The 14,094-nt window shown below is 53.8% G+C and carries 14 protein-coding genes; 3 read left to right on the top strand and 11 right to left on the bottom strand.

All coding sequences use genetic code 11. The annotated features are described in order from the left end of the window. Window positions 1-69 precede the first annotated feature (69 nt). Complete coding sequence (locus RKA07_RS06890) at window positions 70-1,800, top strand: proline--tRNA ligase (RefSeq protein ID WP_200369416.1); 1,731 nt, start codon at window positions 70-72, stop codon at window positions 1,798-1,800. Window positions 1,801-1,892: 92 nt separating this feature from the next. Here RKA07_RS06890 and murB read toward each other — a convergent pair whose 3' ends face one another. From murB to RKA07_RS06845, 9 genes are all read right to left on the bottom strand, one after another. Next, window positions 1,893-2,921 (bottom strand): UDP-N-acetylmuramate dehydrogenase, encoded by a 1,029-nt coding sequence (gene murB / locus RKA07_RS06885; RefSeq protein ID WP_310965940.1) that lies wholly within the window; start codon window positions 2,919-2,921, stop codon window positions 1,893-1,895. Beyond that, window positions 2,918-3,397, bottom strand: coding sequence for a low molecular weight protein-tyrosine-phosphatase (locus tag RKA07_RS06880; protein WP_310965939.1), 480 nt, complete (start codon window positions 3,395-3,397; stop codon window positions 2,918-2,920). The genes murB and RKA07_RS06880 overlap by 4 nt, the downstream gene beginning before the upstream one ends. Further along, a complete protein-coding gene (gene kdsB / locus RKA07_RS06875) occupies window positions 3,394-4,209 on the bottom strand; it encodes a 3-deoxy-manno-octulosonate cytidylyltransferase (protein WP_200369413.1) in 816 nt (271 codons plus the stop codon). The genes RKA07_RS06880 and kdsB overlap by 4 nt, the downstream gene beginning before the upstream one ends. Window positions 4,210-4,236: 27 nt before the next feature. Further along, entirely contained in the window at window positions 4,237-4,425 is a 189-nt protein-coding gene (locus RKA07_RS06870; protein ID WP_200369412.1) for a Trm112 family protein, read from the bottom strand. Between the two features lie 19 nt (window positions 4,426-4,444). Continuing rightward, window positions 4,445-5,482, bottom strand: coding sequence for a tetraacyldisaccharide 4'-kinase (gene lpxK, locus RKA07_RS06865; protein WP_310965938.1), 1,038 nt, complete (start codon window positions 5,480-5,482; stop codon window positions 4,445-4,447). Further along, window positions 5,479-7,257 carry a lipid A export permease/ATP-binding protein MsbA gene (gene msbA / locus RKA07_RS06860; RefSeq protein ID WP_200369410.1) on the bottom strand — a complete coding sequence of 593 codons (1,779 nt, stop codon included), beginning with the start codon at window positions 7,255-7,257 and terminating at the stop codon, window positions 5,479-5,481. Before msbA ends, lpxK begins: the two co-directional genes overlap by 4 nt. After that, window positions 7,254-7,679: an ExbD/TolR family protein gene (locus RKA07_RS06855; protein WP_200200928.1), complete on the bottom strand. Its 426-nt coding sequence runs from the start codon at window positions 7,677-7,679 to the stop codon at window positions 7,254-7,256. The genes msbA and RKA07_RS06855 overlap by 4 nt, the downstream gene beginning before the upstream one ends. A 5-nt stretch (window positions 7,680-7,684) precedes the next feature. Then, complete coding sequence (locus tag RKA07_RS06850) at window positions 7,685-8,311, bottom strand: MotA/TolQ/ExbB proton channel family protein (protein ID WP_200200929.1); 627 nt, start codon at window positions 8,309-8,311, stop codon at window positions 7,685-7,687. A gap of 72 nt (window positions 8,312-8,383) precedes the next feature. Next, on the bottom strand, window positions 8,384-10,789 hold the full coding sequence (locus RKA07_RS06845; protein ID WP_310965937.1) for a DNA internalization-related competence protein ComEC/Rec2: 2,406 nt from the start codon (window positions 10,787-10,789) through the stop codon (window positions 8,384-8,386). A 98-nt stretch (window positions 10,790-10,887) separates the two neighbouring features. On the opposite strand from RKA07_RS06845, the gene RKA07_RS06840 reads away from it, so the two are divergent. Further along, on the top strand, window positions 10,888-11,418 hold the full coding sequence (locus RKA07_RS06840; protein WP_227714590.1) for a DUF2062 domain-containing protein: 531 nt from the start codon (window positions 10,888-10,890) through the stop codon (window positions 11,416-11,418). Here RKA07_RS06840 and lolD read toward each other — a convergent pair. Both lolD and RKA07_RS06830 read right to left on the bottom strand, forming a co-directional pair. Further along, window positions 11,406-12,095: a lipoprotein-releasing ABC transporter ATP-binding protein LolD gene (gene lolD, locus RKA07_RS06835; protein WP_413785000.1), complete on the bottom strand. Its 690-nt coding sequence runs from the start codon at window positions 12,093-12,095 to the stop codon at window positions 11,406-11,408. The two genes, RKA07_RS06840 and lolD, sit on opposite strands and share 13 nt — an antisense overlap. A 13-nt stretch (window positions 12,096-12,108) precedes the next feature. Then, entirely contained in the window at window positions 12,109-13,350 is a 1,242-nt protein-coding gene (locus RKA07_RS06830; RefSeq protein WP_200200932.1) for a lipoprotein-releasing ABC transporter permease subunit, read from the bottom strand. A gap of 124 nt (window positions 13,351-13,474) precedes the next feature. Between RKA07_RS06830 and RKA07_RS06825 the strand changes: the two genes are divergently transcribed. After that, on the top strand, window positions 13,475-14,062 hold the full coding sequence (locus RKA07_RS06825) for a PilZ domain-containing protein (protein ID WP_200200933.1): 588 nt from the start codon (window positions 13,475-13,477) through the stop codon (window positions 14,060-14,062). Window positions 14,063-14,094 lie beyond the last annotated feature (32 nt).

Here is a 14,094-nt window from a genome sequence, read left to right as displayed (position 1 = left end):
CAGGCTCCGTACAATAAACACCACTTTACGAAACATCCTTCTACGAAACACCAATGAACGGAAACCACAATGCGAGCAAGCCGTTATCTGATTGCAACCCAGAAAGAGACACCGTCTGACGCGGAGGTTATAAGCCACCAGTTGATGCTGCGTGCAGGTATGATCCGAAAGCTGGCAGCCGGCCTTTACACCTGGCTACCCATGGGCTTGAGAACCTTGCGCAAGGTTGAACGAATTGTTCGGGAAGAAATGGACAAAAGCGGCGCTCAGGAAGTTCTGATGCCAGCAGTTCAGCCCGCAGAGCTTTGGCAAGAGTCTGGCCGCTGGGAAGAATACGGCGGTGAACTGCTGCGCATGAACGACCGCCACGGCCGTGAGTTCTGCTTCGGTCCTACCCACGAAGAAGTGATTACTGATCTGATCCGCAATGAGCTGAAAAGCTACAAGGAATTGCCTGCCAACTTCTATCAGATCCAGACCAAATTCCGTGATGAGCGCCGCCCACGCTTTGGCGTTATGCGCGCCCGTGAGTTCATCATGAAGGATGCCTATTCCTTCCATATAAATGCCGACTCGCTGGATGAGACCTATCAGGTAATGCATCGCACCTATTGCGCCATCTTTGACCGCTTGGGCTTGAATTACCGCCCGGTACAGGCTGACTCAGGCGCTATTGGAGGCAGTGCTTCCCATGAATTCCACGTACTCGCAGATTCTGGCGAAGACGATATCGTATTCAGTACAGACAGCGACTATGCGGCAAATATTGAAAAGGCCGAAGCGGTAGCTCCAGCGGGAGAGCGAGCGGCTCCCGCTGAAGAGATGACGCAAATTGCAACACCGGATCAACGCACTATTGATGCCATTTCCGAGTTTTTGAATATCGATGCTACCCGCACGGTGAAAACCCTGCTGGTTAAAGCAGAAGCCGATGAAGAAGGCAACGCGGGCCTCATCGCCTTGATTTTGCGTGGCGACCACACCCTGAACGAGATCAAGGCAGAGAACCTGAAAGGCGTGGCAGAACCTCTGACCATGGCGACCGATGAAGAGATCGAGTCCGCTGTTGGCTGCAAAGCCGGCTCCATCGGCCCGGTAAACCTGAAAGTCCCGGTTATCGTGGACCGCAGCGCAGCGCACCTTGCAGATTTTGTATGTGGCGCAAACAAAGAAGGCTACCACCTGACGGGCGTAAACTGGGAGCGTGATCTGCCACTGGACCGGGTTGAAGATATCCGTAATGTTGTGGAAGGCGACGCCAGCCCGGACGGCAAAGGCACTCTGGAGATTCGCAGAGGCATTGAGGTTGGGCATATCTTCAAGCTGGGCAACAAGTACAGCACGGCAATGAACGCCACAGTACTGGATGAGAACGGCAAAACCGTAATCATGGACATGGGTTGTTACGGGATTGGTGTTTCTCGCATTGTGGCGGCTTCTATTGAGCAGAACCACGATGACAAAGGCATTATCTGGCCAGATGCCATCGCTCCCTTCCAGGTGGCAATCGTTACGCTGAATGCCCACAAAACACCCGCAGTGGCGGAAGCCGGCGAGAAGCTCTACGAACAGTTGCAGCAAGCTGGTTATGATGTGCTACTGGACGACCGTAAAGAGCGCCCTGGCGTAAAGTTTGCCGATATGGAGCTGATGGGCATTCCCCACCGATTTGTTATTTCTGATCGTGGGCTAGCTGCCGGTACGTTGGAATATAAGGGCCGCAGAGACGCTGACAAGCAGGACATTGCAATTGAAGAGGCTCTGCCTGTTCTTGCCAAGGCATCACCACAAAAAGGCTGAAGTAAGCGGAAGTAACCAAGCGGGGTTCAAGGCCTGAAACATGGCCTTGGACTACTGTTAGCATGTGTGGGGCTGGACGTTGTTTGAGACTGTCAGCCCCCTACAATTCCTGGCTCCATTTCCAAAGCCACGCCAAAACGTTCCCGCACTGACTCGCGAATCTCTGAAGCCAAATCCAGCACATCCTTCCCTGTCCCGCCGGAATGATTTATCAAAACCAGTGCTTGCCGGTTATGAACACCCACGGTGGCATTCCGAAAGCCCTTCCAACCGCATTGGTCAATCAGCCAAGCGGCTGCGAGCTTTACGGTCTCAGCCTGCGGATAACCAACTACGTCGGGATACATAGCTTGTAGTTCTTCAAACTTCCCGGCTGGGACCACGGGATTTTTAAAAAAACTGCCTACGTTAGGAATCATCTCAGGGTCTGGCAATTTTCGACGGCGCACTGCCATTACCGCTTCAGCCACGGTCAGTGCATCCAGATCCTGCGAGGTAGCATCCCCAAAGTATTCTTCCAGATCTCGGTATCCAAGCTTTAGAGGTTTGGTACGGGACAAACGAAGCCTGATCTCGGTAATGATGTAACGCCCGGGTGAGCGTTTGAACAGGCTATCCCGGTAGGCAAAGCCGCACTCTGCGTTATCAAGACAAACCAGTTGATCAGAATCGCGATCCCAGGCTGTTACCGAAATTAGCGTATCGCATAGTTCTACGCCGTAAGCACCTATATTTTGTACTGGTGCAGCACCCGCCGTTCCGGGAATAAGCGCCAGGTTCTCTATGCCCTTGTAACCAGATCCAGCCGCATAGAGAACCGCCTCATGCCAGCTCTCGCCAGCTCCCAGAACCAGGGTAGCGCCAGTGTCGTCTACCTGCTCCCAGTATCGGGCTGCTATTCGCACGCGAATCACCAGGCCATTAAAGTCTCCGGCAAAAACCAGATTACTGCCACTTCCGAGGACCAGTGTCTGGTGGCCATTTTCGCGGGCCCATGCCAGTGCGCTGCGCAAGTCGTCCAGGCTTTCGACATCCATGTAGTATTTTGCTGTAGCGGACACGCTCAGGGTGTTGAGTTTCAAAAGCCCCACGCTCTCCTGAAGTTCCGCCCCAAAACTCACGCCATGCGCTCCTGAATATCCCGTAGCAGGCCCTCGCCGGCATCCTGAATCAGATCAAGCACATGCTCAAAACCCTCTTCACCACCATAATAAGGGTCAGGAACTTCAGTGAGGTCTGAGCTGCCGTATTCCAGAAAAAGCGTCGGTTTAGTGCCTCCATTCTGGTGCCATATATCCTTTACATCAGCCAGATTCTGACGGTCCATTACGATTATATAGTCGAAGGTATCCAGATCTTTTTCTGTAAACTGACGCGCTTTAAGAGCACTAATATCAACGCCACGGTTGTTGGCAGCTGAAATTGAGCGGGCATCAGGCCCCTTTCCTATGTGCCAGTTACTGGTTCCGCAGGAGTCGATGAAAACCTTGTCCTGCAATCCAGCTTGTTGCACCAGCCTCCGAAACAGCCCCTCTGCGGTTGGCGACCGGCAAATATTACCAAGACACACAAAAAGGACACTGACCTGCTTACTCATGCCTTACTTTCTCCTGTTTCAACCGACTTAGCCATCCAGGCTCTTACCCGCTGTAAGTCAGCCTCTGTATCAACGCCCGCCGGCGGCGTTCCAGCGGCCACTTCAACATGAATGCGCGCCCCGTTATACAAGGCTCTTAGCTGCTCCAGGGACTCCGCCTGTTCGGTAGGCGCAGGCGGCCAGGAAACGAACTGGCTCAGAACGCGCGCACGGTAACCATAAATACCAATATGGCGGAAATACCCGGTGCCATCCTTAAGGGCGGCTCCCGCATTGGGCGATGCAAGGTTATCTTTTCCAAAATCACTCCAGTGATCCCGTGCCCAGGGGATTGGCGCCCGGCTGAAGTAATGGGCCATCCCCTCTGCATCAAACACAACCTTTACCACGTTGGGGTTGAACACATGTTCGATGTCATGGAGCCGTTCACAGAGCGTTGAAATTGCCGCCTCCGGATAGCGCTCCAGGTTTTCAGCCACCTGATCAATCAATGCCGCCGGAATCAAGGGTTCATCTCCCTGCACGTTCACCACACGGTGATCAGGATCCAACCCGAGTTGGCGTACTACCTCCTCAAGGCGATCAGTACCACTAACATGGTTGGGAGACGTCATGACGACTTCAGCGCCAAAAGCTTCACAGGCGGCCTGGATACGCGAATCATCCGTAGCAACAACCACGCGGCTTGCCCGGCTTTCTGAAGCACGCTCACACACGTGCTGAATCATGGGCTTGCCTGCAATATCCAGCAGCGGTTTACCAGGTAACCGGGTAGAGGCATAACGAGCTGGAATCACAACCGTAAAAGACATGGGACTTCAATCCTGCAGAGAGCTTACTCAGTTTTTGTGAAGACGTTCATCGGTGCTTAAAGTGCGCGCCTCAGTGGCCAGCATAACCGGGATACCCTCGCGGATCGGAAATGCCATGGCGTCCGCAAAGCACGTCAGTTCGGTTTTTGCGTCATTCAATTTCAGCTCGCCCTTGCATACCGGGCAAGCAAGCAGAGCCACGAGTTTTTTGTCCATAGTGCTATCTCACTGACAGTTAGGAAGCAGGCGTTCCGGAGCTCGCCCGCAATTTTTCAAGTACAGCCGCTTTAAACGCCTCAGGCAATGTTGCTTCAACATGAAGCACCCAGGCATTGTCCGGTGCAAAACTGCTGCATTTAACGCCATCTTTAGCCGTCATCACCAGCATGTGACCAGATTCGGATCCAAGATCTTCCGGGCGGAAACGATGATGATCAGGAAAAGGCACAGCAATCAACTTTGCGCCAAGGCCTTTGAGCGTATCAAAAAAGCGTGTAGGGTTTCCTATACCCGCTATGGCACGGATCTTTTGCCCCTGAAGGCTTTCGGGAGAGCGGGTTTCACCGGTTTTGAGATTTACCAGGCGCGTTGGCTGAAGCTTCATAGCATACAAGTGTGGGTGCTTGATGCCCGCCAGTACTTCCGGAGGCACCCGCCCCGTCTCATCTGCAGAGATTGCGCCGTTAACGATCACAAAATCAACCGAATCCAACCGGCTTACCGGCTCCCGCAATGGACCTACAGGTATCAAGGCACCGTTGCCTACTCCGCGGGCACCATCAAATACTGATAGTTCGATATCCCGTGGTAGCTTGTAGTGCTGCAGGCCGTCATCGCTGATCAGTACATCGCCTAGCGCATTGTCGAGCACAAACGCAGCACCTCTGCGTCTGTCTGGGTCAACAATCACTGGTACGCCGGTTGCCTGAGCCAGCATAACCGGCTCGTCTCCTGCAAGAGAAGGCAAGGTATCCGGGGTTACCAAAAGTGGGTGGTCAGGCGCTCTGCCTCCGTATCCGCGACTAAGAACCACGGGATGCCAGCCTTCAGCTTTCATAGTGCTGACCAGCCAGGCCGTTAACGGCGACTTACCCGTACCGCCAGCTGTGATGTTACCCACCACCACGACCGGAACCGGCAGCTTTTCGGTATAAGCCGCTATCGCTTTGCGCCGCCGCGCTTCAGCAATGGCCCGATAGAGACATGAAAACGGTGCTAACAAGGCCAAGGGGCGGCCTTTGCCATACCATAGGCGATCGACAAGGGATGTCATGAGTGTTCACTAAACTGCATTTGATGCAGCTGGGCATAAGCGCCTTTCTTGGCAAGAAGCTCTTCATGGCGACCGGATTCAACAATACGGCCGTTGTCCATAACCAATATTCTGTCAGCGCTCTCAATGGTTGAAAGCCTGTGGGCAATAACCAGTGTGGTTCGGCCCTGAATAACGGTTTCCAACGCCTTCTGAATATGGCGCTCAGATTCAGTATCCAAAGCGGAGGTGGCTTCATCCAGGATCAGAATTGGGGCATCTTTCAGCAAGGCCCTTGCAATAGCCAGTCTTTGCCGCTGCCCACCTGAGAGCATCACACCGTTATCACCAATCATGGTGTCGAGCCCTTCAGGCATTCGGTCGATAAACTCCAACGCGTGGGCTTTGGCCGCCGCTTCACGTATTTCTTCCCGGCTGCAATCCCGAAGCGCGCCATAGGCAATGTTGGCGGCAATCGAATCGTTAAACAGCACCACGTTCTGCGTCACCAGTGCAATCTGGCTTCGCAAGGCTTTCAGGGAGAAGTCTTTGAGGGAGTGCCCATCAATGCGGATATCACCACCGGTATATTCATAAAACCTGGGCAGCAGGCTCACAAGGGTTGATTTACCGCTACCGGAGCGTCCCACCAGAGCCACACTCTGCCCCGCGGGAATATCAACAGAGATACCCTCCAGCACATTGTCAAGTTGATCACGGTAGCGAAAAGACATGTCATCAAATTCAATATTGCCTTCCACACGCTCGGGGGCAAAAGTGCCAGGATCCTGCTCGGGGGCCTCATCGATGGTTTCAAACACATCGTAGGCCGCTGCCACACCCTTCTGTATTTGCGCGTGAACAGAAGTCACCTGACGTATCGGCTTGGCCATGGTAGTGGCTGCAGTAATGAAGGCAACCAACTGACCAGTGCTCATCTCGCCCCGTATCTCCGGGGACAACATGGTCCATACAAGCGCGGCTATTGCCACTGCCACCAAGGTCTGAATCACCGGAACACTGATCGCCTGGGTTGACGCCATCTTCAGGCTTTGCTTCAGGTTTCGGTCGTTAACCTTCTGAAAACGTTGCTGTTCATACTCCACGCCACCAAAGGTTCGAACAACCCGATACCCGGTAATGGACTCAGAAGCCACGTGGGTTATGTCACCCATCGAACCCTGAATGCGCTGGCTGATTTTACGAAAACGCTTGCTGGCATAACTCACAACCGCCCCGATCAGCGGCCCAACTGCGAGGAATATCAGGGTCAATTTCCAGTTGGTATACAGCATAAAGCTGAGAAGGCCGACGATTGTCAGACCTTCCCTTAGGGTTATGGTGACGGCATTGGTAGTGGCTTCCGCCACCTGTTCTACGTTAAACGTGAGCTTGGACACCAGCCTTCCGGCAGCGTTTTCGTCAAAATACCGGGATGGAAGGGTCATCAACCGGTTGAACACATCCGTGCGGAGGGAGTTGATAACCTGTCGGCCAACATAGCTGATGAAATACTGGCTCAGGAAAGTCCCAATTCCACGGAAGGTAAACATACCTATGATCAAGGCGGTCAGCAAAATGCGGTTTTGTTCAGTGGGATTTTCGATGGCCGCTATAACATATTCCATGGCAGCGGCCATGCCCGTAGAGGCCGCTGCATAAATAATGTTACCGACAACCGCAAGCGAGAACGCCAGCCAAAACGGTTTTACATACGCCAACAAGCGCTTGTAGGTTTCCCAACTTTCGCCAGGTTTAACCGGTTTGGGTTCTGTTGGCGGAACAGCCTGGCTCACTGGGTTTCTGCCTCGCGTTCTGTCGTAATACTGAGCTTTGCAAAACCAAGGCGCCCGGCAACATCCATAGCTCTGACCACATATTCATGGGGCGTTCGGGCATCTGCTGTAATTACGAATGGCAAGGCCGTATCGCCTGCAGCCAGCTCACTCACTCCCCGCTCAAGCGTCTCACGACGATTATTCACGAGCGCTTTATCGTTGAGTATGTACTGGCCTTCAGCATTGATTACAACGTCAATCTGCCTCACTTCGGATGCGGCAGACGGCTCACCGCTGGCCTCTGGCAGTACCACCTGTAAGTGGCTTTCCCGGGTGAAAGTCGTTGAGACCATAAAGAAAATCAGCAGCAGGAACACCACATCGATCAGCGGCGTCAGGTCTACCCCAACTTCCTGGCTTCTCTGGCGTGTGAACTTCACGGCGTTCAGGCCCCTTCTACGTCGATTTCACGGTCACCGTGCACAACTTCAACCAGCTTGATAGCTTCCTGCTCCATCCCCACCACCAGCTCATCTACCCGGCGGATAAAATAACGGTGACAAATCAGTGCAGGGATAGCGATGCTCAGCCCGGCCGCAGTGGTTATCAAAGCTTCGGAGATGCCCCCCGCGAGGTTGCCGGCATTACCCACACCTGCAAGCTGGATTTCAGCAAACACCTTGATCATGCCAATCACAGTACCAAGAAGACCAAGCAATGGTGTAATGGTCGCAACTGTGCCTAAAGGATTCAAAAAGCGCTCCAGTTCGTGAATTACCTGAGTAGCTTCATGCTCAATACTCTCCTTCATGATCTCACGGCCATGTTTGGCATTCATGAGACCCGCCGCAAGTACGCGGCCCAAAGGTGATGAGCCTTGCAGTGCCTTCAGCTTGCGACTATTAAGCTCTTTTTTCTTGATCCAGCGCCAGAGTTCATTAATGGTCTGCGGCGGTGCGACACGTGACGCCCGAAGCGTCCAGAAACGTTCCAGAATAATCGCGAGTGCCAGGATGGAACAGGCAACAATTGGCACCATAAGAATGCCACCAGCTTTCAACAGCTCGAACACGCTTGATCTCCCTGATTGTTAACAAGCCGCGCTACTTTAGCATAGCTGCAGGTCGAGGCTACACCCGCAATGTCACGGTATTTTACACTCGGCCCTGGTAAGACCCGGGCCGCCAATCCAGAAGGGCGCGGAGTGACGGGCTTCGATGGTTTTTACAGTGCCATTGTCCAGGGTCAACACTAACCCGCCCGAGCAGGCCGTGTTGAACGCTGTTGCGCCCGCACTCCGGTAGCGCGCCGTTACATCCTTGTGGGGATGCCCGTATCGATGCCGGTATCCAGCCGTGTAGATCACCACGTCGGGTTTCAGTTCATCAACCCAAGCTTTGGATGACGACGTTTTACTGCCATGGTGCGGCGCGATAACAACACGTGCACGGGGCTGACTCTTGGCCGAAAGGTTACGGGATACTCTAAGATATTTCGCCTCAACACGGGAACTGATATCACCAGGAAACACCCATTCTGCTTCCATACCCCGCCGGGCGGTAAGAACACAGGATGCGTCATTACCTTTTAACTCGCCTTTTGCACGCCAAAACGAGAGTGCCAACTCACCGCCCAACTCATCCTCGCCCCCACACTCAACGATGCTTACCGCCCCTGCCCGCTTCAGCTTGTCACGAACAGCCTTTGGCTCGCCTGTCACAATATGGCCAACGTCAAAATGCTCCAGTATCTGGTTAATCCCGCCGGAATGATCATTGTCGGCATGGCTTATAACCAGCGTGTCGATGCGCGCTACCCCCAAGGCTTTGAGATTGGGTATCAGGACGGACTCTGCAGCAGAAAACACACCTTCAACTTCAGGGCCTGTGTCATAGAGCAACACCTGGTCGCCTGCCCTCAACATGGCTGAGAGGCCCTGACCAACATCCCAAACCCGGACTTCGGGCTCAGCAAGGTGCGGATTATCAGGCCTCTCCTGGAAACTCGCTGCAACCACCCAGGTCGCCACAATAGCAACCCCAACCAGCTGGAATGTCCGGATCGGCACCAATGCAATTAACAGCACCAATATGGCAAACCCGATAATTTCCGGGGTGCTGCCATAGAGATCGGGCCAACTCATGTTGGCAACCCCGCCAAGAAATCTCCAAAGGACGTCAAGCAGCGCATCCATCAACGGGACAATCAGCCCTGTCAGAGCCGGAAACAGGGCGACAGCAATCCCACCAATGAGAAGTACTGGCATGAGCACGAGAGAAACCCAGGGAATAGCTAAAATATTCGCCAGCAGGCCAGCAACTGGCTGCCCCTGGCCGACCAGCTCAAGCAGTGGCCAAAGCCCGGCAAACACAGCGACCTGAGCAATAAACAGGCCGGCCAGCCAGCCTGTACCTCCCAGCCGACCCGCAAAAACACACATGAGGACAGAGACGGCTCCAAAGGATAGCCAGAACCCTTGGTCCAGGGGCGCAAAAGGGTCAAACAGGAGTACAGCCCCAAGCGCAATCACAAGCGAGTGCCAAACAGGCACCTGCCAGGCGTTCAAGAGATACCAGCTACCAACGGCCACCATAATAAGGGCTCTGCGGGTTGGCACCGTGAATCCTGCCGCTAATGCATACAACAGACTACAAACAAGCACCACAGCAAACACTGTTACGCGAACAGAGCGTTCGCTGAGCCGGGTCGACGACACTGCCAATAGAACACGACGAGCTGCAAACCCCGCGCCCAAAGCAACCAGCCCCAAATGTAGCCCCGATATAGCCACCAGATGTATGGTTCCCGTTGCCTTTAGCACATCCCAATGTTCCGAAGACAAATGCCCACGATTGCCGATCAGCAACGAGGCGATTAATGCTAGGTGACGGGCCTCGGCAAACTGACTGTCTACCCAATCCGCCAGTCGGGCATGAAGGCGATGATACTGGCACTCTGGCGTACAAACGACAGATGGATCCGGAATCGCACTGCGCACACTACCTGTTGCACGATACCCCTTGCGGAACAGCCAGTCTTCGTAGCGGAAACCCTCAGGATTCAGTGTGCCGTGGGGATTTTTCAAAACTACGTCAAGTCGCAGGCGATAATCCGGAAGCACAAGATCGGGCTTACCATACCAGGCAAGACGCAATGTCGTGGGCAGTGAATCATAAGCCTCTGGGGTCAGTGAAAGCCCGTACCAGCGAGTCACGCAAAAGCTGAAGCGGATGCTGTTAAAACTTCCAACAGAAGGGAGGTCGCAAATATAACCCGAAACCTGGGTGCGATCCCCCTCAAGCCCCTCGGGGAGCCTGTGTTCCAGACGATCGCTGGCCCACAAAAATGCCCAGGCGATACCTAATGCCATGCCAATTACAAGCGCCCGGAATGATCCGGGCAGCATCCTGCGAATGGGCAAAAACCACAACAAAGCCGGGATTATGGCCAGGAGCAGGCATACTTGAGCTGGCAACACCGCCAACCTATAAAGTAAGATAACGCCGCAGGAAAAAGCGAAAACGCCTATTACTGTAGAGCTTCCGGACAATCCGTGTCCTCCCGATGACCTTATCCGTCGGCGACTTCCTTGACGCCGGATGTTTCATTCTACTCGAAGGTAGAGCATTCCCAATGCCGAAGAAGTTCATGAAACGTTATCTGCCAACACCTGAGAAGGTGCAAGCGATGCAGTCGCTTGATTTTCTTGGCGATATCCTGCATGAACCCAACTTATGGCATATCAACCGTCACAGTGTTTCCAGAGCATTCCTGATCGGGGTGTTTTTCGCTTTGATTCCCATGCCTTTCCAGATGATTGCCGCAGCCTTCTTTGCCATCTGGTTCAACGCCAATCTGCCGCTATCCGTAGTGCTGGTCTGGATCAGCAACCCGATTACCATGCCACCCCTGTTTTATTTCAATTACAAGGTGGGAGCCTGGGCACTAAATCGGCCCGTTCTGAGTTTCGATATACATCTCTCGTGGTCGTGGCTCAGTGAGCGCTTGGTGGATATCGGCATTCCCCTCTACCTGGGTTCGCTGATTGTCGCCACAATTTCAGCCTGCATAGCGTATCTGGCAATTCAGTTTATCTGGCGCCGGAAAATCCGCACCGACTGGCAACTGCGCCGCCGGGCCCGCAGAGAGCTCCGGCGCTCCCGCGATCAGGCCTCCTGAACCAACCGACCCTGTTCAAGCCTCAGCACCCGCCCCAGGCTCCGAGCCATCTTCATATCGTGGGTCACCATAACAAACGCAATCCCAAGCTGATCCCTCAAAGACTCTATAAGTGCACGAACCCCTTCACCTGTGTGTTCGTCAAGGTTGCCCGTGGGCTCATCCATCAGCACACAATCTGGCTCGTTAACCAGCGCCCGGGCTATAGCAACACGTTGGCGCTCGCCACCGGATAGCTCCCCAGGCTTGTGCTCCAGGCGCTCCGCCAATCCAACCCTCTGCAAAATTGACTGTGCACGGGAACGGGAATCATTAATGGACATCCCGCCCAGTGCACAGGGCATCATGACGTTCTCTAGCGCAGTGAATTCCGGCAACAGATGATGGAACTGATATACGAAACCAAGATGACGGTTGCGGAAACGAGCCCGCCCCGCTTCAGACAGGCGGTGAATATCCTTGCCACAAATAGAAATCTGCCCGGTAGAGGGCTTGTCGAGCCCACCAAGAAGGTTAAGCAGTGTAGTCTTGCCGGCACCACTACTGCCAACGATGGCCACAGTTTCCCCCGCTGTAACTTCAAGCGAAATGTCGGAGAAGATGGTCAGCTTTTCCGGCCCCTGAGTGTAGGTGCGGGTAACCTGTCGGCAATCGATTACCAAGGGGACATCCTTCATGGCATCAGGTTCCTTATTCATAACGAAGAGCCTCCGCAGGATCCACTCGCGACGCTCTCCACGCCGGGTAGATAGTCGCCAACAAACTCATTGCAAGGCCTGCACCGCTGATTATGGCTACGTCATTCCATTGCAACTGGGAAGGCAAGTAACTGATAAAATACACATCCGCACTCAGGAATTGCTGCCCAAGCGCGCTTTCGAGCCACGAAATAAATGCGCTGATATTGAGAGCACCCAAAACGCCAAGCGTGGTGCCAATCAGAATGCCAAACACACCGATGACCGCCCCCTGTACGATAAAAATCCGCATAATGTGCCCTGGCGTAGCGCCCATAGTACGGAGAATGGCGATATCCGCGGTTTTATCAGTCACCACCATCACCAGCGTGGACACGATGTTGAACGCAGCCACTGCAACGATAAACATCAGCAGAAGACCAATCATGGTTTTTTCCATGCGAATGGCCTGGAAAAGATTTCCGTGGGTGCGCGTCCAATCTGAAATGTAATAACGGCCAGAGAGTTCTCTAGCGGCCTCTTCTGCAACCTTGGGGGCGGCAAAAAGGTCATCGACCAATAACCGAACACCCTGCGCTTTACCTCCGGTTCGCATCAGCTTCGCAGCGTCATCCATGTGAATAAGCGTGTAATTGCCATCCAACTCTGCACCAACACTGAAAACCCCTTTTACGGTAAAGCGCTTGAGACGAGGCAACACGCCGGCGGGGGTAACTGAGGCTTCAGGCAGCACCACGGTCACTTTATCGCCCAGCTGCAAACGCAAGCTCGCCGCCATGGTACGGCCCACAATAATGCCGAACTCGCCAGCAACCAGATCGTCCAATTTGCCTTCAATCATGTGGTTTTCGATGATGGAGACCGAGCGCTCTTCCTCAGGAAGTATGCCGTTGAGCATAACGCCCCGCACGTCACCACCACCGGTAACCATGCCCTGCCCCTGAATGAACGGAGCAGCGGCTAACACTCTGGGATGCTTCTGCACCTGAGCATCTACCGACTCCCAATCATCCAGTGGCCCGCTGCCCTGAATAATGGCATGAGGAACCATGCCCAGGATGCGCTGCTTGAGCTCCCGGTCAAAACCATTCATTACGGACAGCACAATAATGAGTACTGCCACGCCGAGCATCAGCCCGATCATGGATGTGAGAGATATAAAGGAAATAAAATGATTACGCCTTTTGGCCGCGGTGTAACGCAAGCCGATATAAAACGATAAGGGTCTGAACATGGAGAGGTGCCTGTCGCTACCTTCAGATCGGTCGTGGTCTGGAATTCCCATCGCAGCCTTTCAGTGCGGTAGGAAACTGCTAAACTTTTACTACTGGCTGAAATCCTTGCTTGCGGAGCCCTGAATGCACACCGAAGACACGCCTTACGAAACCACAGACAATCTACCTGAGCGCCGGGAATTTTTCCGCATCGAAGACCGGATTGGCCTGGAAGTCCGTAAGCTGTCGCCTTCAGCCGAGTTCAACGACAACCACTTCAACGACGAGCATATCGAGACGCTGAAAGCGGACTTCAGACGTCTGGATCAGGACATCAAATCGCAGCTCGCCAGCCTTGCCGATCAGGACCGCCTGCTTACCGGTCTGGTAAAGTCGTTGAATGGCAAGCTGGATACGCTAGCGCGCATTATGGCCTTTCAGCAAAATCCCTTGCAACCGGGCGACTGGCAAGACGTAACACTGAGCGAGGGCGGGCTGGCCTTTTCGGGTAGCCCACAAGCATGGCAGACTGGCGACAAGCTTGCAGTTCGCATGACCCTGCCGCCAGAACTATTCCAGCCCCGTGGCGTCGCACAGGTTTTGGATGTACAGGCCACCGAAACAGGCGGAGCAAGGGTTCATACCGGCTTTATCCAGATACAGGATGGAGATCGTCAGCAAATCGCCAGACATGTGATGCGTTGGCAGATTCGCCAGCGCCAAAAAGAGTAGACTGGCGAAAACATGTGACTTTTGCGTGTAAT

The sequence above is a fragment of the Marinobacter xiaoshiensis genome (assembly GCF_031631795.1).
Classification (GTDB): Bacteria; Pseudomonadota; Gammaproteobacteria; order Pseudomonadales; family Oleiphilaceae; genus Marinobacter; species Marinobacter xiaoshiensis.
This window is presented reverse-complemented; position numbering and strand designations above follow the sequence as displayed.

Excerpts from the sequence above, each read along its gene's own strand:
- RKA07_RS06890 (WP_200369416.1), top strand. The coding sequence starts at position 70 with ATGCGAGCAAGCCGTTATCTGATTGCAACCCAGAAAGAGACACCGTCT.
- RKA07_RS06880 (WP_310965939.1), bottom strand. The coding sequence starts at position 3,397 with ATGAGTAAGCAGGTCAGTGTCCTTTTTGTGTGTCTTGGTAATATTTGC.
- kdsB (WP_200369413.1), bottom strand. The coding sequence starts at position 4,209 with ATGTCTTTTACGGTTGTGATTCCAGCTCGTTATGCCTCTACCCGGTTA.
- RKA07_RS06870 (WP_200369412.1), bottom strand. The coding sequence starts at position 4,425 with ATGGACAAAAAACTCGTGGCTCTGCTTGCTTGCCCGGTATGCAAGGGC.
- lpxK (WP_310965938.1), bottom strand. The coding sequence starts at position 5,482 with ATGACATCCCTTGTCGATCGCCTATGGTATGGCAAAGGCCGCCCCTTG.
- RKA07_RS06840 (WP_227714590.1), top strand. The coding sequence starts at position 10,888 with ATGAAACGTTATCTGCCAACACCTGAGAAGGTGCAAGCGATGCAGTCG.
- lolD (WP_413785000.1), bottom strand. The coding sequence starts at position 12,095 with ATGAAGGATGTCCCCTTGGTAATCGATTGCCGACAGGTTACCCGCACC.
- RKA07_RS06830 (WP_200200932.1), bottom strand. The coding sequence starts at position 13,350 with ATGTTCAGACCCTTATCGTTTTATATCGGCTTGCGTTACACCGCGGCC.
- RKA07_RS06825 (WP_200200933.1), top strand. The coding sequence starts at position 13,475 with ATGCACACCGAAGACACGCCTTACGAAACCACAGACAATCTACCTGAG.